The sequence below is a fragment of the Pseudoroseicyclus sp. H15 genome (genome assembly GCF_054353345.1).
On sequence record NZ_JBTHJE010000005.1, the window covers coordinates 122,309 to 138,847 of the forward strand.

At 67.3% G+C, this 16,539-nt stretch carries 18 protein-coding genes; 8 read left to right on the forward strand and 10 right to left on the reverse strand.

Translation table 11 applies throughout. From position 1 onward, the window contains the following. Window positions 1–96: 96 nt before the first annotated feature. Window positions 97–1,659 carry a 2-isopropylmalate synthase gene (locus ACXN5S_RS11300; protein WP_458605537.1) on the reverse strand — a complete coding sequence of 521 codons (1,563 nt, stop codon included), beginning with the start codon at window positions 1,657–1,659 and terminating at the stop codon, window positions 97–99. Window positions 1,660–1,947: 288 nt separating this feature from the next. After that, entirely contained in the window at window positions 1,948–2,700 is a 753-nt protein-coding gene (locus ACXN5S_RS11305; RefSeq protein WP_458605538.1) for a MauE/DoxX family redox-associated membrane protein, read from the reverse strand. A 78-nt stretch (window positions 2,701–2,778) separates the two neighbouring features. Here ACXN5S_RS11305 and ACXN5S_RS11310 point away from each other — a divergent pair, with 78 nt between their 5' ends. Next, entirely contained in the window at window positions 2,779–3,438 is a 660-nt protein-coding gene (locus ACXN5S_RS11310; RefSeq protein WP_458605539.1) for an SDR family NAD(P)-dependent oxidoreductase, read from the forward strand. Window positions 3,439–3,502: 64 nt separating this feature from the next. On the opposite strand, the gene ACXN5S_RS11315 is transcribed toward ACXN5S_RS11310, so the two are convergent. Further along, window positions 3,503–5,377 carry a glucose/sorbosone family PQQ-dependent dehydrogenase gene (locus tag ACXN5S_RS11315; RefSeq protein WP_458605540.1) on the reverse strand — a complete coding sequence of 625 codons (1,875 nt, stop codon included), beginning with the start codon at window positions 5,375–5,377 and terminating at the stop codon, window positions 3,503–3,505. A 305-nt stretch (window positions 5,378–5,682) separates the two neighbouring features. After that, window positions 5,683–7,197 (reverse strand): MORN repeat-containing protein, encoded by a 1,515-nt coding sequence (locus ACXN5S_RS11320; protein ID WP_458605541.1) that lies wholly within the window; start codon window positions 7,195–7,197, stop codon window positions 5,683–5,685. A 137-nt stretch (window positions 7,198–7,334) separates the two neighbouring features. Here ACXN5S_RS11320 and ACXN5S_RS11325 point away from each other — a divergent pair, with 137 nt between their 5' ends. Then, window positions 7,335–8,996 (forward strand): NAD+ synthase, encoded by a 1,662-nt coding sequence (locus ACXN5S_RS11325; protein ID WP_458605542.1) that lies wholly within the window; start codon window positions 7,335–7,337, stop codon window positions 8,994–8,996. Between the two features lie 64 nt (window positions 8,997–9,060). Here the strand turns inward: ACXN5S_RS11325 and ACXN5S_RS11330 are convergent, their stop codons facing one another. Beyond that, on the reverse strand, window positions 9,061–9,549 hold the full coding sequence (locus ACXN5S_RS11330) for a cupin domain-containing protein (protein WP_458605543.1): 489 nt from the start codon (window positions 9,547–9,549) through the stop codon (window positions 9,061–9,063). Window positions 9,550–9,678: 129 nt separating this feature from the next. On the opposite strand from ACXN5S_RS11330, the gene ACXN5S_RS11335 reads away from it, so the two are divergent. After that, entirely contained in the window at window positions 9,679–10,227 is a 549-nt protein-coding gene (locus tag ACXN5S_RS11335) for a 2OG-Fe(II) oxygenase (protein ID WP_458605544.1), read from the forward strand. A 39-nt stretch (window positions 10,228–10,266) separates the two neighbouring features. Further along, window positions 10,267–10,695: a DUF1801 domain-containing protein gene (locus tag ACXN5S_RS11340; RefSeq protein ID WP_458605545.1), complete on the forward strand. Its 429-nt coding sequence runs from the start codon at window positions 10,267–10,269 to the stop codon at window positions 10,693–10,695. Between the two features lie 103 nt (window positions 10,696–10,798). Here ACXN5S_RS11340 and ACXN5S_RS11345 read toward each other — a convergent pair whose 3' ends face one another. The 3 genes from ACXN5S_RS11345 to ACXN5S_RS11355 form a co-directional block, all read right to left on the reverse strand. Continuing rightward, window positions 10,799–11,749, reverse strand: a complete 951-nt coding sequence (locus ACXN5S_RS11345) for a 1-phosphofructokinase family hexose kinase (RefSeq protein WP_458605546.1) — start codon at window positions 11,747–11,749, stop codon at window positions 10,799–10,801. Between the two features lie 97 nt (window positions 11,750–11,846). Beyond that, a complete protein-coding gene (locus ACXN5S_RS11350; RefSeq protein ID WP_458605547.1) occupies window positions 11,847–12,338 on the reverse strand; it encodes a helix-turn-helix transcriptional regulator in 492 nt (163 codons plus the stop codon). 50 nt (window positions 12,339–12,388) lie between these two features. Beyond that, window positions 12,389–12,676 (reverse strand): hypothetical protein, encoded by a 288-nt coding sequence (locus ACXN5S_RS11355; protein ID WP_458605548.1) that lies wholly within the window; start codon window positions 12,674–12,676, stop codon window positions 12,389–12,391. Between the two features lie 83 nt (window positions 12,677–12,759). On the opposite strand from ACXN5S_RS11355, the gene ACXN5S_RS11360 reads away from it, so the two are divergent. From ACXN5S_RS11360 to ACXN5S_RS11375, 4 genes are read left to right on the forward strand one after another with little or no spacing between them, the layout of a single operon-like run. After that, window positions 12,760–13,416: a hypothetical protein gene (locus tag ACXN5S_RS11360; protein WP_458605549.1), complete on the forward strand. Its 657-nt coding sequence runs from the start codon at window positions 12,760–12,762 to the stop codon at window positions 13,414–13,416. Window positions 13,417–13,459: 43 nt separating this feature from the next. Next, a complete protein-coding gene (locus tag ACXN5S_RS11365; protein ID WP_458605550.1) occupies window positions 13,460–13,945 on the forward strand; it encodes a hypothetical protein in 486 nt (161 codons plus the stop codon). Beyond that, complete coding sequence (locus tag ACXN5S_RS11370) at window positions 13,942–14,451, forward strand: hypothetical protein (protein WP_458605551.1); 510 nt, start codon at window positions 13,942–13,944, stop codon at window positions 14,449–14,451. The genes ACXN5S_RS11365 and ACXN5S_RS11370 overlap by 4 nt, the downstream gene beginning before the upstream one ends. Further along, a complete protein-coding gene (locus ACXN5S_RS11375; RefSeq protein WP_458605552.1) occupies window positions 14,444–15,208 on the forward strand; it encodes a hypothetical protein in 765 nt (254 codons plus the stop codon). The genes ACXN5S_RS11370 and ACXN5S_RS11375 overlap by 8 nt, the downstream gene beginning before the upstream one ends. Here ACXN5S_RS11375 and ACXN5S_RS11380 read toward each other — a convergent pair. Together ACXN5S_RS11380 and ACXN5S_RS11385 are read right to left on the reverse strand one after the other, a co-directional pair. Further along, entirely contained in the window at window positions 15,199–16,005 is an 807-nt protein-coding gene (locus tag ACXN5S_RS11380; RefSeq protein ID WP_458605553.1) for an MBL fold metallo-hydrolase, read from the reverse strand. The two genes, ACXN5S_RS11375 and ACXN5S_RS11380, sit on opposite strands and share 10 nt — an antisense overlap. 111 nt (window positions 16,006–16,116) lie before the next feature. After that, window positions 16,117–16,509, reverse strand: a complete 393-nt coding sequence (locus tag ACXN5S_RS11385; protein WP_458605554.1) for a metallopeptidase family protein — start codon at window positions 16,507–16,509, stop codon at window positions 16,117–16,119. Between the last annotated feature and the right edge of the window lie 30 nt (window positions 16,510–16,539).

Consider the following 16,539-nt stretch of genomic DNA (forward strand, 5'->3'; position numbering starts at 1 on the left):
GTGGGTTGGAAACCCACCCTACGGACGTTGCGTAGGGTGGGTTTGTAACCCACCGCCCCCGGCAACGCCCGGCCCCCGAGGGGCCGGGCTGCTATCTTAGCCGACGTCCTTGTAGCTGACTTCCTTCACATCCGCGCCCGGCGCGCTCTTCTTGCGGCGCACGAGCAGGCGGTTGATCGCGTTGATATAGGCCTTGGCGGAAGCCACGACCGTGTCGGTATCCGCCGACTGGCCGGTTGCGATGCGGCCCTCTTCCTCGAGGCGGACGGAGACCGTCGCCTGCGCGTCGGTGCCTTCGGTCACCGCGCTGACCTGGTAGAGCTGCAGGCGGGCGCCGTGGTCGAAGATGGCTTTCACCGCGTTGAACGTCGCATCGACCGGGCCGTCGCCATTGGCGGTGACGCTGTGATCCTGCCCGTCGACCTCGATCGTCATGCCGGCCTCGGCCTTCACGCCCATGCCACAGACGACGCGCATCGATTTCAGCTTCAGCCGGTCTTCCACCGCCTCGTTCTGGCGGACGAGGGCGACGAGGTCTTCGTCGTAGACCTCCTTCTTGCGGTCGGCGAGCTCCTTGAAGCGCACGAAGACGTCGTTGAGCTGGTTGTCGGCCAGCTCGAAGCCCAGCTCCTTCAGCTTGCTCCGCAGGGCAGCGCGGCCCGAGTGCTTGCCCATGACCAGCGAGGTGGCGGTGAGGCCGACATCCTCGGGGCGCATGATCTCGAAGGTCTCGGCGTTCTTCAGCATGCCGTCCTGGTGGATGCCGGACTCGTGGGCGAAGGCGTTCTTGCCGACGATGGCCTTGTTGAACTGCACCGGGAAGCCCGAGACGGTGGCGACGCGGCGGGAGATATTCATGATCTTCCGGCTGTCGACATTCGTGTGCCACGGCATGATGTCCGACCGGACCTTCAGCGCCATCACCACCTCTTCGAGCGCGGTGTTGCCCGCCCGCTCGCCGAGGCCGTTGATCGTGCATTCGATCTGCCGGGCGCCGCCCGCGACGGCAGCGAGGGAGTTGGCCGTCGCCATGCCGAGGTCGTTGTGGCAATGCGTGGCGAAGATGATCTCATCGGCGCCGGGCACAGTTTCGATCAGCTTGCGGATCAGCTCGGCGCTCTCGACGGGCGCGGTGTAGCCCACGGTATCGGGGATGTTGATCGTGGTGGCGCCGGCCTTGATGGCGATCTCGACGGTGCGGCAGAGATAGTCCCACTCCGTCCGCGTCGCGTCCATCGGCGACCATTGCACGTTGTCGCAGAGATTGCGGGCGTGCGTGACCGTCTCGTGGATGCGCTCGGCCATCTGGTCCATGTCGAGGTTCGGAATGGCGCGGTGCAAGGGCGAGGTGCCGATGAAGGTGTGGATGCGGGGAGACTTGGCGTGCTGCACCGCCTCCCAGCAGCGGTCGATATCCTTGAAGTTCGCGCGGGCGAGGCCGCAGATCGTGGCCTGCTGCGAGAGCTTGGCGATCTCGGAGACGGCGCGGAAATCGCCCTCGGAGGCGATGGGGAAGCCCGCTTCGATGATGTCGACGCCCATGTCATCGAGCATGGAGGCGATCTCCAGCTTCTCTTCATGGGTCATCGTGGCGCCGGGGCTCTGCTCGCCGTCGCGCAGGGTGGTGTCGAAGATCAGGACGCGATTTTCCGGGCTCATTGCGCCTCTCCCTTTTGCATCTGGCGGGGGGATACGCCGCGGGGCGCGCGAAATCCAGCCGTGGGCCGGGGGTATGCTCTGCTGGTCATGTCGGGGTCTTTCTTAGCTGCGGGTCCTGGCGCGTGGATACCTCTGAGCGGTCGCGCCGAAGGGCACGCTCAGAGGCAGCTAAGAAGGAGCAGGCCAAGCGCCAGCGCGCGCGGGTCGCGCACGGCAAAGGCGGTGGAATTGGCGTTCATGCTCATAAGGCGAACTATAGGGGCGATTCGGCTGAGGAAAAGTGTTTTCTCAGGCGAAGAGCTTGAGCAGCGAGCGAAGCCCCATGCCGACCATGGCGAGGTTCTCGGTGAGCGAGATGAAGCCGAGCGGCACGGAAGAGGCGCCGCCGACGCAGGCGCATTTTAACGCGCGCCTGTCGATATAGACCGCCTTGAACACGCTGATGGCGCCAATCGTGCCGATGAACAGCGCGACCGGGCCCGAGATCCAGGGCAGGATGCCGCCAACCATCAAGATGCCGGCCAGCGCCTCGCCGAAGGGATAGACCTTTCCATAGGGCACCCAGCGCCGGGCGAGCAGATCGTAATTGAGGAACATGGTCGAGAAGCTCTCGAGGTCTTCGAGCTTGCGGATGGCGAGCACGCACATCGAGAGCGCGACGAACCATTCCACGGTGCGCATGGTGAAGACCGTCTCCAGCAGCCCCCAGGTGAGGGCCAGCGCGGCAAGCGCCATGACGGCGAAGATGGCGATGACGGGCTGGTAGGAGGTCTCGCCCTCGTGCTGCACCGGCTTGTCGAAGTAATTGCGCAGGTCGCCATAACCGCCGATGCGCTTGCCGCCGATCCATGTTTGCGGCGAGGTTTCGACGTTGTGTTTGGCGAGGAAGGCATCGGTTTCTTCGCGGGTCGTCAGCCAGTGATCGTCGACCTCGAATCCCTCACGTTCCAGCAGGTCGACGGACTTCAGGCCGTAGGGGCACAGGTGGTCTGGCATGACCATCCGGTAGATGGTGGCGGTCTGGTTGCTGGCATCCTTCATTGGCTGTCCTCCCGGTCTTGACGAACCAAGCCCGGCCCCGGCGCAATGGTTCCGGATGGCAAGGAAGGCGGGAGCGGCATGACACGGGTTCTGATCATCGGCGCCTCCGGCGGAATCGGCGCCGCGCTGGCGGCAAGGGCGGCGGGGCAGGGGGCCGATGTGGTGACCCTGTCGCGGCAGGCTGACGGGTTCGATATCACCGACGCGGCCTCGGTGGCGGAGCATCTGGTCGCGCTGGAGGGGCCATTCGAGGCGATCTGGATAGCCACGGGCATTCTGGCACCGCCGGGCGGGACGCCGGAGAAAGCGCTGAAGGCGGTGGAGGCCGCGGCGATGGCGCAGGTCTTCGCCGTCAATGCCGTCGGGCCGGCACTCATGCTGGGGCAGGTGCCGCGGCTGCTGGCCCGGGACGCGCCAGCGCGAGTGGGCGTGCTCTCGGCGCGCGTGGGCTCGATCGGCGACAACCGGCTGGGCGGCTGGTATTCCTACCGGGCGAGCAAGGCCGCGCTGAACCAGATCGTGCGCGGCGCGGCGATCGAGCTGGGGCGGACGCATCCGGATGCGGTGATTGCGGCGCTGCATCCTGGGACGGTGGAAACCCCCTTCACCCAAGGCTACCCGCGCGACAAGCTGGCGCCGGCGGAGGCGGCGGAAGCGCTCTGGCAGGTGCTCGAGGGGCTGGGGCCGAAGGAGAGTGGCGGCTTCTACGATTACGCGGGCAAACAGGTGCCCTGGTAGCCCCACACGCAAACGGGGCGGAGGATCGCTCCCCCGCCCCGCTTTGGCTTGGCTCAACTCGACATTACCGAGCCGCGGCAACCTCTTCGACGGTCACGACGCCGTAGTCGTTGCCGAAGGAGTTGCGGATGTAGGTGCCGACCTGCGCGATGCTTTCGTCGTCGAGCTGGTTGCCGAAGGGCGGCATGTAGCCGAAGCCGTGAACGAGCGTCTCGGCGACATATTCCGCGCTGGCGATGTTCTCGTTGCCGGCGAGCGGCACGCCTTCGTCGCCTTCACCGTCCACACCGTGGCAGGTCACGCAGTTGATGCCGTACTTGGCTTCACCGATGCGAACCATCTCGGCGACCGAGGCTTCGGTCGGCGCCGCGGCGGTCTCGGTGCCCTCGTCCATGGGCTCGGCAGAGGCTTCGTCTTCCCACTCTTCCTGATTGGCCGCGTCGTCCGCGCCCATCTCGCCGGTGGTGTCACCCGCGGCCGCGCCGGAGGTCACCGACACGCCGGTGTCTTCGCCGCCATAGGTGAACATCAGGATCGAGCCGGGGTTCAGCATCACGTCGGTCGTCAGGCTGTCACCGTAGAGCGCGGCGGCGGAACCGAAGGCATCCGTCGCGATGAAGACGGTGCGGTTATCGGGGCCGACCATCACGTCGCGGTAGCGGTTCTGTGTGTTGAACCACGCGGTCGGCTTGCCATCGGCTTCCATCCCGTCTTCGCTGAGCTGCTGCACGTAGAGCGTGCCGTGCTTCAGCGTCGGCAGCAGAACCGAGTTGTCCCACTCCTCAATGCCGTCTTCACCGGCGTCGTAATAGAGGATCGAGGACGGCGCGATGGTCGGGTTGCAGATGTAGCCGCACTGCTCGCCGAAGGGGAAGTCGTCGCCCACGGTGAAGTAGGTCGCCAGCGGCGGCACCATCTCGGGCTCGAACTCGGATTCCGGGTAGGTCGGCACTTCCGGCGGGAACTCGTCCGACCGGGGCGTGCCCTCGGGCGCGGCGCTCCAGTTGCCGTAGAGATAGCCGCTGTCGTCGATGTAGCCCGCAACGTTCGGCCAGCCGTAGTTGCCGCCGGACTGGATGATGTTGAGCTCGTCATCGGTGCTCGGGCCATGCTCGCTCTCATAGAGCACGCCGTTGCTGCCGAAGGCGAGGCCCTGCGGGTTGCGGTGGCCGTAGCTGTAGATGTGGCTCTGCACGCCATCGAGCGTCGGGTTGTCTTCCGGGATCTCGCCCTCGGGCGTCATCCGCAGGATCTTGCCCGAGTAGCTCACCCAGTCTTCGCCCGAGACCTCCTCGGCGGTGGGCAGCTGCTGCGCACGGTTCGGGCGCTGGTAGTTGCGGCCAAAGTTCGCGCCCTGCTCGCCGATCGAATAGTAGATCATGTCATCGGGGCCATAGACGACGCGGCCGGCGTTGTGGTCGTTCCATGCGGGCAGGCCGGTGATCAGCGGCATCGGGTCGACGAGCTGCTGGATCTCGTCATCCCAGGTGTAGCGGATGATCTGGGCGGAGGGGTCGACCTCCTCTTCGGTGCCGTTGTTCACGGTGTAGCCGATGTAGACGTAATCGTTGCCCGTGCCCTGCATCAGCTCGGGGTGCAGCGCGAGGCCGAGAAGGCCCTCGTGCTGGGCGCCGGTGTAGACGTCGTCGAGCGTCAGCAGCGTCTGCTGCTCGCCAGAGACGGGATCGACGCGCGTGACTTCGCCCGAGGTCCGCTCGGTGAGCCAGATCATCTCATCAGGGCCCCACTGCATGGCCCAGGGGTTGCTGAGCTCGGTGGTGAGGACGCGCGAGGAGAACAGGTCGTTCTGCCCAGTTTCGATCTCGACAGGGGTTTCCTGGGCGACGGCCGGAACAGAGGTGACGGCGAGGCCGAGGGCGAGGGTGCTGCCGGTGGCGAGTGCCAGGGCGCGGGAGGTCTTGCGGGTGAGTGCGGTCATATGGAGGGGTGGCTCCTGTCTGTTGTCATTCGGGGCCGAAGCGTGGCTTCGTCGCCCGGTTCAACTTGATTGTCGGGAAAGTCCGGCGCGTACCGCTCGAATGGAACGTTGACGCGCAAGCTACCCAGACCCAGCCGACAGGCCGGGGCTTTCAGAGAGACCAACTGGTCGGGAGAGGGATAGTTCCGGGAAAAGTCCCGATACTGCCGCAGCTTACGCGGCGGCATCGTTTTGCCCGATTATGCGGCGCTCTGCGGCGCAGGAGGGGAGGGTGCAGCGCCCCTTCAGGGACGCCCGCTGTGGCGTTACTCGGCCGGCGCTTCGGCTTCATCCGGCGCCGTGGCCGTGGCTTCGTCCGGCGCTTCGATGGCACCGGCGCTGCCGTCGCCCGCGCCTTCGGCGACGGAACCTTCGGTGAGCGCGCCGTCCATCCATTCGCCCTCGGCCACTTCGCCCGAGGCGTAGCGCATGGTGCCCTCACCCTGGCGGCGGCCGCTTTCGAAATTGCCTTCGTAGACATCGCCATTGGCATAGGTCGCAACACCGCTGCCAGAGATCTCGCCGTCTTCCCAGGTGCCGACATAGGTGAAGCCGTCGGGCATCGTGATCGTGCCTTGCCCGTGCCGCTGCCCGCCGAGGAACTCGCCGGTATAGACCGTGCCGTCTGCATAGGTGGCGGTGCCTTCGCCCTCACGCTGGCCGTCGACCCAGCCGCCCGTGTAGGTGTAGCCGTCGGGATAGGTCATAGTGCCCTGGCCCTCGTTGCGGCCGCCGACGAACTCACCTTCATAGACAAGGCCGTTCGCGTAAGTCGCCACGCCCTCGCCCTCGATCACGCCGTTCACCCAGCCGCCCTCGTAGGTCGAGCCGTCGGCATAGGTGATCTTGCCCTGGCCATTGGCCAGATCGTTCGAGAACTCGCCCGTGTAGACCGAGCCGTCGGGGTAAGTGACCTCGCCGATCCCCTCGATCTTGCCGGCCTCCCAGGCGCCCACGTATTTGTAGCCGTCGCTGGCGGTGAAGGTGCCTTGGCCGTGGCGGCGATCTTCGTGAAAGCCGCCCTGATAGACGTCGCCATTGGCGTAGGTGACGGTGCCGGTGCCCTCGCGGCGGCCGGCAACCAGCGTGCCCTCGTAGACATCGCCGCCCGGCTGGGTGAGCACGCCCTCACCCTCCATCTGTCCGTCGACCCAGGCACCGGTATAAGTGAGCCCATCAGGCATCGTCAGCGTGCCGGTGCCGTTGCGCTCGCCATTGGTCAGCTCGCCTTCATAGACAGAGCCGTCGGCGAAGGTGATCGTGCCGGTGCCTTCCTTGACGCCGTTCACCCAGGTGCCGCTGTATTCATAGCCCGAGGGCGTCGTCATCGTGCCCTGGCCATGGTGCATGGCATTGCGGAACTCGCCCTCGTAGCGCACGCCGTTGGCATAGGTCGCCACGCCCTGGCCGGTGATCTTGCCGTCGGTCCACTCGCCTTCATAGGTGCCGCCATCGGCGAAGGTGATATGGCCCACGCCCTCGGGCTTGCCTGCGGCGAACTGGCCTTCGTAGACAGAGCCGTTCGGGTAGGTCGCGGTGCCTTGCCCGCGGATCTCGCCCTCGTACCATTCACCGGTGTATTCATAGCCATTCGGCAGGCGGTAGGTGCCTTGCCCGTGCTGCTTGCCGTTCAGGAACTGGCCCTCGTAGACGCCGCCGTCTTCGTATTGCTTGGTGGTGACCGATTGCGCCGCCGCCGGCGCGACAAGAGCACCCGCAGCCAGGCCGGCCGCTGTCAGCCCAGCCGCGAAGAGGCGAAACGTTCCGCGCCCTGTCGTCATCTGCCCCACTCCCTCACACGTGCCAGCGCGGGCCAGCCTAGCTGTGCCGGGGCGGGCTGACAACTGCGCGCCCCCGATGCTTTCCCTCACCTCGCGGCCAGTTTATGGGAATCGGGACCCGCAAGCAGGAGCCGGCGATGAGCGATACTTTCCGCCTCACCTTGGTGCAGTGGAACCCGGTTCTGGGCGATCTGGCCGGCAATGCCGCTCGCGCCAAAGAGGCGTGGCAGGCGGGCCGCGACGCCGGGTCGGACTTCGTGGTGATGCCCGAGATGTGGATCACCGGCTACCAGCCGCAGGATCTGGTGATGAAGCCCGCCTTTACCCGCGACGCGATGGCGGTGGTCGAGCAGCTTGCGAAAGACTGCGCCGAGGGCCCGATGCTGGGAGTCGGCGCGCCGTATCTGGCGGAGACGGGGCTGCTCTATAACAGCTACGCCATCCTGAAAGACGGTGCCGTGCATTACCGCAAGCTCAAGACAGAGCTGCCGAATTACAACGTCTTCGACGAAAAGCGCGTCTTCGCTGCCGGCCCTCTCGCCGGGCCCTTCGATGCCGGTCCGCTGCGCATTGGCCTGCCGATCTGCGAGGATGCCTGGTTCCCCGATGTCGCCGAGGCGATGGCCGAGAGCGGCGCCGATATCCTCGTCGTACCCAACGGCTCGCCCTACCGGCGCGACAAGTTCGCCGTGCGTCTGCACCACATGGTGGCCCGCGTGGTCGAGACCGATCTGCCGCTCGTCTATCTCAACCAGGTGGCCGGACAGGACGATCAGGTCTTCGACGGCGGCTCCTTCGTGCTTGGCCGCAAGGGCGTGCTGGCGCTGCAGATGCCGGTGTTCGACGAGGCGCTGGCGCATGTCGATTTCCGTCAGGACCCCGAGGGCTGGGCGCCGGTCGAGGGCGCGCGCGCTGTGCACCCGGTGTCGCTGGAGCAGGACTACCGCGCCATGGTGCTGTCGGTCGCCGATTACATGCGCAAATGCGGGTTCAAGAAGGCGCTGCTCGGCCTCTCGGGCGGGGTGGATTCCGCTTTGACCGCGGCGATCGCCGCCGATGCGATCGGGCCGGAGAAGGTGCGCTGCGTGATGCTGCCGAGCGAATACACATCCGAGCATTCGCTGGAGGACGCCAAGCTCGCCGCCGAGCGGCTGGGCTGTCACTATGATTTCGTGCCCATCGCCGAAGGGCGCCGGGCCATCACCGACACGCTGGCGCCGCTCTTCGAAGGCACCGAGCCGGACGTGACGGAGGAGAACATCCAGAGCCGCCTGCGGGGCCTTCTGCTGATGGCGATGAGCAACAAGTTCGGCGAGATGCTGCTGACCACCGGCAACAAGTCCGAGGTCGCCGTGGGCTATGCCACGATCTACGGCGACATGAACGGCGGCTACAACCCGCTGAAAGATCTCTACAAGACCCGCGTCTTCGAGATCTGCCGCTGGCGCAATGCCCATCACCGCCCGTGGATGAAGGCGCCCGAGGGCGAGGTGATCCCGAAGCGGATCATCGACAAGCCGCCCTCGGCCGAGCTGCGCGCTGATCAGAAGGACGAGGATTCGCTGCCGCCCTACGACGTGCTCGACGGCATTCTGGAGATGCTGGTGGATCGCGAGGCGAGCGTGGCGGAGTGCGTGGCGGCGGGCTACGACCGCGAGACGGTCAAACGCATCGAGCACCTGATTTACATCAGCGAATACAAGCGCTTCCAGTCGGCCCCCGGCACGCGGCTGAGCAACCGGGCCTTCTGGCTCGACCGCCGCTATCCCATCGTCAACCGCTGGCGCGACCCCTCCTGAGGCGCCGGAAACCATATGGTTTCCGTGCACGATTTCCATATGGAAATCGCCGCTTGTGGCGGGGTCACTCCCAGCCGGTGAAGGGCTTGCCGGTGAAAGGGTCTGTCTCCGGCGCGGCCAGGGCGGCGATCTGAGCGTCATACTGGCCTGGCGTGGCCTCATCCTCGCGAATGATCTGCGGCTCTTCCTGCCCCGGCGGGTAGCAGCCCACGACCCGGAAGCCGTCACCCGAAGACAGGAGCTTGTGCCCGGTGCCAGCGGGCAGGATCAGCCCGTCGCCGGGGCGGATGTCGATCTCTTCGCCCTCTTCGCCGCCGATCTTCAGGCTGGCGCGACCCGCGATGCAGAGCAGCGCCTCATGCGCATCGGGGTGGAAATGGTGGAAGTCGTAGACCGTCCAGTCCCATTCCCCGCCCCAGCCATGCTCGCGCACCAGCCGCTTGGCCCCCGCCGCATCGAGGCTCACGGGAGCGGCGCCGGGCACAACCAGCGCGGCCCAGCGAGGATGGTTCGGGATACCGCCGTTGGGCGGGACATGGATTCGTTGGGTCATGGCCGACATGTAGGGCAGGGCGGGCCCTTGGCGAGGCGCGAAAGCGACGCTGGCTCCGTCGCGGATAGCTCAGCGCCGGGGAGCGGCACGCACTAGAGGAGCGCTTCACCCTGCAAGGCGCCTAACCCCATGATCCACGTCCACCCCATCGCCGCGGCCTTCTCGGCGGCCGAATGCGACCACCTCGCCCTCATCGCCGCCGAGGCGCCGGCCCGGGAGGCGCGGCTGGTTGGCCAGCGGGAAAGCAACATGCGGCGGGCCGATCTCGTCTGGCTCGACGAGGTGGAGGGCGCGGGCTGGGTGATGGACCGGCTGATCGCGCTGGTGGCCGAGGCCAACCGCGAGACCTTTCGCTTCGACCTCACCGATTTCGCCGAGAGCCCGCAGGTCGCGCGCTACGACGGGGCGCGGGCGGGCCATTTCGACTGGCACAGCGACATCGGCGACGGGCGCCTCGCCGCACGGCGGAAGCTGACGCTTGTGGTGCAGCTCTCCGAGCCCGAGGGCTACGCGGGAGGCGCGCTGGAGATCATGCCCTCGGGCCATGTGGTGGAGGCGAAGCGGGGCCGTGGGGATGCGACGCTCTTCCCCGCCTACCTGCTGCACCGGGTGACGCCGGTTTCCGCGGGCGAGCGGCTGTCGCTCACCGTCTGGGCGCACGGGCCGGCCTTCCGCTAGGGCAGGGCCCGGACTAGGCTGGCGGCGAAGGGAGCTGCCATGGCCGATCCTGTGACGACCCCCACCGGCGCCGATGTGGGTGCCTATCTCGATGCGGTGGAGCCCGCCCGCCGGCGCGAGGATGCGCGGGCGCTGGAGCAGCTGTTCCGCGACGTGACGGGCTGGAAGCCGCAAATGTGGGGCCCGTCGATCGTGGGCTACGGGAGCTATCATTACGTCTATGACAGCGGGCGCGAGGGGGATTTCCTAGCGACCGGCTTCGCGCCGAGGAAGGCCAACATGGTGGTCTACATCATGCCGGGCTACGGCGAGTATGGGCCGATCCTGGAGCGGCTTGGCAAGCACAAGCTCGGCAAGTCTTGCCTGTATCTCGGGGCGTTGAAGGGCGTGGATCTGGACGTGCTGGGCGAGCTTATCCGCTTCGGGCTGGACGATCTTGCGAAGAAGTACCCGGTGACGGGGAGCTGAGGCTGCACCTTCACCGCTCCGCTCCCCGCCCCGAGTCAAACCGCAGGCGCCGGGCGAGGTAGGTAAAGAGATAGAAGGTGGGTTATGAGCCTAGCCCAAGCGCTCAAATCTCGTTCGAGGGGCAGAGCGGCAAGAGGCGGTTGAAATCCTCCGGCTCGCAGAGCGCCGTGCCTTCTGTCATCACCGCGGCAGAGCCGGCGGCGACGCCCCAGGACAGGCAATCGGGCAGCGCCATGCCGCGCGCGAAGGCCAGCGTGAAGGCGCCGACGAAGCTGTCGCCCGCCCCCACCTTGCTGCGCACCGGCACATCGGCGGCGTGGCTGTGCCAGCGGCCCTCCTTCGTGGCCAGCACCGAGCCCTCCGGCCCGCGCGCCACGATGGCGATGCTGGTGATGCCGCGCGCGACGAGCGAGCTGGCGAAATCGGCCGTCTCGGCCAGCGACCGCAGGGGCCGGCCGGCCAGATCGTCGGCCTCCGTCATGTTCATGCGGAGCACAGTCGGCGGCGCGCCATGGTCTGGCCCGGCGATGTGATGCAGGCCTCGCCCCGAGGTGTCGATCAGCGTCTCCACCCGTTTCACCGTCAGCCGGGCGACCAGATCCGACAGGATCTCCGCCGGGCAACCGGGCGGCAGCGAGCCGGAGATGACGACGAGCGAGCCCGGTTCGGCCTCATGCTCGACCCGCGCCGCCACCTGCAGCGCCACATCCGCCGGCCAGTCGGGGCCGGGCAGCATGAAGCGGTATTGCGCGCCGGTCAGCCGGTCGATCACGGCGAGGCTCTGGCGCGTCTCGGTGGCGCCCGAGAAGGTGATCAGGTGATGGCCTGTCTCGGTGAGGATCTGCGCCATCCGCGCGCCCGTCGCGCCGGTAAGCACGGCGAAGGTGCGGGCATGGCCGCCGAGCAGCCGGATCGCTCGGCTCACGTTGATGCCGCCGCCGCCCGGGTCTGACCGGGGCGCATCGCAGCGCAGCTTCAGGCCGGGCACGACGCCGTCGACCTCTGTCGCAATGTCGAGTGCCGGGTTCAGCGTTACCGTGAGAATGTCGCGCATGGTGGCCCTCCGAAGTGCCGGCTGAGTTAGCCGTGCCGGCGCCTCGATGTCCATGCCCGGCTTGCCGAAGGGGCTGGCCGATCCTGCCCCGATGCGCTCAGATGAGGCCGAGCGCCGTGGCCCGCGCCACCGCCGCCGTCCGGCTGGGGGCAGCGAGCTTGACCTGGGCGCGGCGGATATACTCGCGGACGGACCGGTCCGACAGGCCGAGCGCATCGGCGATGTGCTGGGCCCCATGTCCGTCGGCGAGGCCGCCCAGCACCTGTCGCTCGCGCTCTGAAAGCGGCGGGTCGGGCGGGGCCAGATCGCGGAACCTCGGGCTGACAGGTCGCAGAACCGGCCCACCTGTCACCGGCCAGCGCAATTGCAGCAGCGCCAGGAAGGCCTGGCTGGCCATGTGCAGCTCCGGCCCGTGCCCGGCGACATAGGCCGAGAAATCGCCGCGTGCCTCGTCGCCCCAGGCCGAAAGGATCGAGGCCCGCCCCGTCGCCGGGTCTTGCAGGGGGTAGGCGAGGGCCTGCTGCTGGCCCATATGCTCGGTGAGGTAGAGGCAGAGCGGCCCGAAGGCCCCATGCGCCCCGTCGCTCACGATCTGGTGATGGTCGATGAAAAGCGGCGTGCGGAAGCGCGAGAAGAAGCTCAGCGAGGGGCGGATATGGGCCAGCTCTCCGGCCCAGGGGCGTCCCGGACATTGCCCCGGAAATGCCGCAGCCGGCGGTCATGCCTCGCCGACCAGGTCACGCCGAACTGGCGGCGGTGGCTGCTGTCGGCGAAGGGATTGGGCGCGGAGAGATCGAGATCTTCGTGAAGCGCCACACGCCCGAGCCCCCGCTCGGCCAGCGCGCCGGCGAAGCGCGACCAAGCGTCCTGCGCCGAGCTGGCATCCGCTATGGCATCGGCCAGAGAGGCTATGTCTAAGCGTCGCATCGACACCAATACTAAAGCTCACTTGACCTGTCGTCAAAACCGACGACTTGCCCGACCGGCCCCGGCTGAGGCTACCTCGCCTCATGAAACATTTTTTGCCCAATTTCCGCACCGCGCTCGCCGGCCTCGTCTTGCCGGCGTTGCTTTCATTTCCCGCCGCTGCCATCGCACAGGATGACAATCCGCTCTGCGGCAGCGACAGGGCGGTCGACCGCGAAATAATCGAGTACGGGCTTGAAGGGCTCTATACGGTCCGCCACGGCCCCGGCTACGTCATCACGTCGGGCATGATGATGCCGCACCCCTCGTCGCTCGAGCCGCAGCAAGGGTACCTTTCCGTCGACGACGACGGCCAGTTCTGGCTGCGCCCTGTCGGCGGCGAGGGTGTCAATGTCCCGCTTGAATGGGTGGATTCGGGCACCTGGGATTTCGCTCAGTCGCCGCCTTTGCCCGACGGCGTGGAGCTTGCCGAAGGCGCCGAGCTGCCGGAGCTCAACTACGACGGCCAAACCCTGGCCGAGCGGGCCGGCTGCGCGATCAGCGACCTGCCGCGCTTCGTCGGAGAGGCGGATTTCACATCCGGCGGCATGACCATGCATTTCACGCTGCACCTCTGGCTCGTGTCGGAAAAGCAGCTCCTCGGCTTTCAGCAGGTCGACGCGGTGGCGAACGGCATTCCGGTGCTTGAGCGTCGGCCCTTCGACATGCGCAGCATCCCCGACCCTGCCGACGATCGCTGACGCAGCCGATCGTTCAAAGCCCGATAGTCCAAGGAGATCCCTCATGCGACGTCACGCAAGCTGTCTGGCCGCCGTGCTTCTGGCGCTCGCCGGCTGCGACGATGCCGGCCCCGATGTGATGGCGGATGGCGGGGCGTCAGCGGAGGCGGTGGCCTTCGTCACCCGCACCCGCATCGGCTCCGACGCATTGGCGCCGAGCTATTCGGCCTGCACCGCCGAATTCGGCATCCGCTACCCCGATGGCGTCACCCCGCACCGGCGGGTGGTGACGATCCGCGACAGCGATGCCTCACAGCCCTTCGTGGTGAACACCGAGATCCCCGCTTTCAGCGGGGCCGGTGTCACCGAGATCGGCGATGGCACGCAGACCTGGCGGATCTACGAGCGCAGCATTTCGCCCTGCGACGCCTCGAGCGACCCGGTGCAGTTTCAGATCGCCATCGGCGCCTGCACCGAAGGCGCCTGCCCCCCGATGGAGGTGGCAAATCCCACCGGAGCCATGCCCATAAACCTGGAGGTAACCCAATGATGCGTCTTGCGACTCCCCTCTGCGCCCTTCTCTTCGCCACGCCGGCTCTCGGCCAGGGGCTGGAGATGGAGAGCATGGGAACCATCGAGGTTGAGTTCATCGGCGAGTCTCTCACCTTCTGGGTGCCCTACCTCACCGACCATGAAGAGCCCTACGCGCAGCTCGTCGGCCCCATGGGGGCGAGCGTCCTCTCGATCAACGCCCATACCGGCGAGCCGGGCGTCAAGCTGGGCGACCCGCGCATGGCGCTGTCGTTCGTGCGGCCCGGCCCGAACATCGCAGCGACCAACATGCAGTACTTCCCCGGCGGCCCGGCGCCGATGTATGTCAGCGATATGGAGATGGGCAGTTTTACCCTCGAGTCGGCCGAGGTCGACGGCGACCACTACATCATCGATTTCACCGCTACCGTGGTTCCGGTCGACGAGATGACCTACGAGCCGATGCCCGACGAATCGCCGATCGAGATGTCCGGCCATATCGACGTCACGCTGCGAGGTGAGTGAGCCGGCCCGCCTCGAGGTGAGCGGCGGGCACCTGGCCCGGCGCTTTATCGGCTGGCACCCGCTGGTGCCCTTCGCCGTGGCTGTGGGGCTGCTGCTCCTCGCCCGGATGGAGGCCGGCGATGCCCGGCTTCTGGCCGAGGAGGGCGTGCGCGTCGAGGCGGAGGTGATGAGCAAGCGGTCCGAAGACGTCTACGACAACGACGTCGACCGCTACTTCCTCACCCTGCAGATGCCGCGCGGAGACGACCTGCAAGCTGCCGAGACGGAGGTGGAGCCGGGCCTCTACGACAGCGCCGAGATCGGCGACCGGATCGAGGTGACCTACGCCCCCTCGCGCCCGAGCCTCATCGATATCGAGGCGGGCGCCTCGCGCGGGCAGGCCCGCACGTTCACGATCCTCGCCGGCCTGGCGGCGCTGTTCGGGCTGGCGATGATCGGCTCTGGCCTGCGCCGCGTCGCCTCTGGCCTGCGCGCCGCGCGCAAGGGCGAGCGCGTGACCGCGAGGGTGACCGAGGTGGTGCGCGCCGGCCGGGTGACCGTCACCAAGGGCGGGCGCCGCCATACCACCATGCTCTCGCGGCTGCGCTGGGCAGGCCCCGACGAGACGAAGGGCAAGAGCCTGTCGTATCCCGAGGTGTCGCTGGCGTGCTTCAAGGAGGGCAGCGCCATCCGCCTCGCCATCGACCCGAAAGGCGGCACCCCCTGGTGGTGGGGGGATCTCACCGGCGCGCCCGCCGACGAGGTCGATCAGAGCTGATAGGTCACGGGGATCCAGCGAAAGCCGTCCTCGCCCCTGCGCTCGACGAAGCCGGTGCAGGGGAAGGGCATGTGGTAGCCGATCACCGGCAGGCGCTCGTCGGCGGCCATGCCGAGCAGGCGGTGCCGCGTGGCGGCGGCCATCTTCTTGTCGCTGTCGAAACCGACCTCCCAGTCGGGATGGGCGAGCGAGAAGACATGGTGGTTGGCGGTGTCGACCATCATCAGCAGCGTGTCGCCGCCGCTTTCGACCAGGTACGCCATGTGGCCGGGCGTGTGGCCGAAGGCCTCCACCGCCGTCACGCCGGGCGCGACCTCTGCCCCCGGCTCGATGAATTCGAAGAGCTCGGCCAGCGGGCGCACCTTCTCTTCGAAGGGCTCGTAATCGGCATTGGACCAATGGGCCCATTCGGTGGAGCCGGTGACATAGGCGGCATCGGGGAAGGTGATCTCGCCATCCGGGCCGCTCAGCCCGTTGACGTGGTCGCCATGCATATGGGTCAGTACCACGATGTCGATGTCTTCCGGTTTGAACCCGGCGCCGGCCAGCGCCTCGCGCAGGCCCCGCGCCTCGAGCCCGGTATCGAACAGCAGCGTCTGCCCGCCGCTCTTCACCACCACGGGCGAGAAGCTGGAGACCGAGCTATGGGCCGAGACGAAGTCGTCATAGGCGGCCTTGGCGAAGGTGGCAGGATCGACGTTCTTGCCGAAGGTCTTGTGCGGGTCGGGCGTGGGGAAGGCGGCGGCGTTGATGACGGTGATCTCGATCTCGCCGACCTTGAATACGCGATGGGGCATGGATGTCCTCCTGAGGTTGGACCCAGAGAAGCACTCCAGCGGGGCGAGGGGAAGGGCTCGCCCGGCGCCTGCAGCGCGCTTACGGGCGGGGTAGGGAGCGCCGAGGCAGGGTTATTCCCACCACCGGTCGATGGCGGCGATGTCGTCGTCGGACCAGCCGAAATGATGCGCGAACTCGTGCACCGTCACATGCGCCACCAGCGTCGAGAGAGTGACATCGCCGCGCTCGGCCCATTCCTCCAGGATCGGGCGGCGGAAGAGCCAGACGGTGTCGGGGCGCATCGGCTGGTCGAAGGCGCTCTTCTCGGTGAGCGGGATGCCCTCGTAGAGGCCGGTCAGCTCGAAAGGCTCCATCTCCAGCTCGGCCAGCATCTCGTCGCTGGCGAAATCGGCGACGCGGATCGCCACCTCCGCAGCGCGGGCGCGGAATGGCTCGGGCAGCTCGGCCGCCACCTGGCGGGCGCGCTCCTCGATCTCGTCATTGCTGGGGGCCTGCCATTCCATGCGGCCCATATGGACAAAACCGGCCCCCTG

Coding starts and splice junctions, on each gene's coding strand:
- ACXN5S_RS11335 (WP_458605544.1), top strand. CDS start 9,679: ATGATCCACGTCCACCCCATCGCCGCGGCCTTCTCGGCGGCCGAATGC.
- ACXN5S_RS11355 (WP_458605548.1), bottom strand. CDS start 12,676: ATGCGACGCTTAGACATAGCCTCTCTGGCCGATGCCATAGCGGATGCC.
- ACXN5S_RS11360 (WP_458605549.1), top strand. CDS start 12,760: ATGAAACATTTTTTGCCCAATTTCCGCACCGCGCTCGCCGGCCTCGTC.
- ACXN5S_RS11325 (WP_458605542.1), top strand. CDS start 7,335: ATGAGCGATACTTTCCGCCTCACCTTGGTGCAGTGGAACCCGGTTCTG.
- ACXN5S_RS11370 (WP_458605551.1), top strand. CDS start 13,942: ATGATGCGTCTTGCGACTCCCCTCTGCGCCCTTCTCTTCGCCACGCCG.
- ACXN5S_RS11320 (WP_458605541.1), bottom strand. CDS start 7,197: ATGACGACAGGGCGCGGAACGTTTCGCCTCTTCGCGGCTGGGCTGACA.
- ACXN5S_RS11380 (WP_458605553.1), bottom strand. CDS start 16,005: ATGCCCCATCGCGTATTCAAGGTCGGCGAGATCGAGATCACCGTCATC.
- ACXN5S_RS11330 (WP_458605543.1), bottom strand. CDS start 9,549: ATGACCCAACGAATCCATGTCCCGCCCAACGGCGGTATCCCGAACCAT.
- ACXN5S_RS11300 (WP_458605537.1), bottom strand. CDS start 1,659: ATGAGCCCGGAAAATCGCGTCCTGATCTTCGACACCACCCTGCGCGAC.
- ACXN5S_RS11340 (WP_458605545.1), top strand. CDS start 10,267: ATGGCCGATCCTGTGACGACCCCCACCGGCGCCGATGTGGGTGCCTAT.
- ACXN5S_RS11345 (WP_458605546.1), bottom strand. CDS start 11,749: ATGCGCGACATTCTCACGGTAACGCTGAACCCGGCACTCGACATTGCG.
- ACXN5S_RS11310 (WP_458605539.1), top strand. CDS start 2,779: ATGACACGGGTTCTGATCATCGGCGCCTCCGGCGGAATCGGCGCCGCG.
- ACXN5S_RS11315 (WP_458605540.1), bottom strand. CDS start 5,377: ATGACCGCACTCACCCGCAAGACCTCCCGCGCCCTGGCACTCGCCACC.
- ACXN5S_RS11365 (WP_458605550.1), top strand. CDS start 13,460: ATGCGACGTCACGCAAGCTGTCTGGCCGCCGTGCTTCTGGCGCTCGCC.
- ACXN5S_RS11385 (WP_458605554.1), bottom strand. CDS start 16,509: ATGGAATGGCAGGCCCCCAGCAATGACGAGATCGAGGAGCGCGCCCGC.
- ACXN5S_RS11305 (WP_458605538.1), bottom strand. CDS start 2,700: ATGAAGGATGCCAGCAACCAGACCGCCACCATCTACCGGATGGTCATG.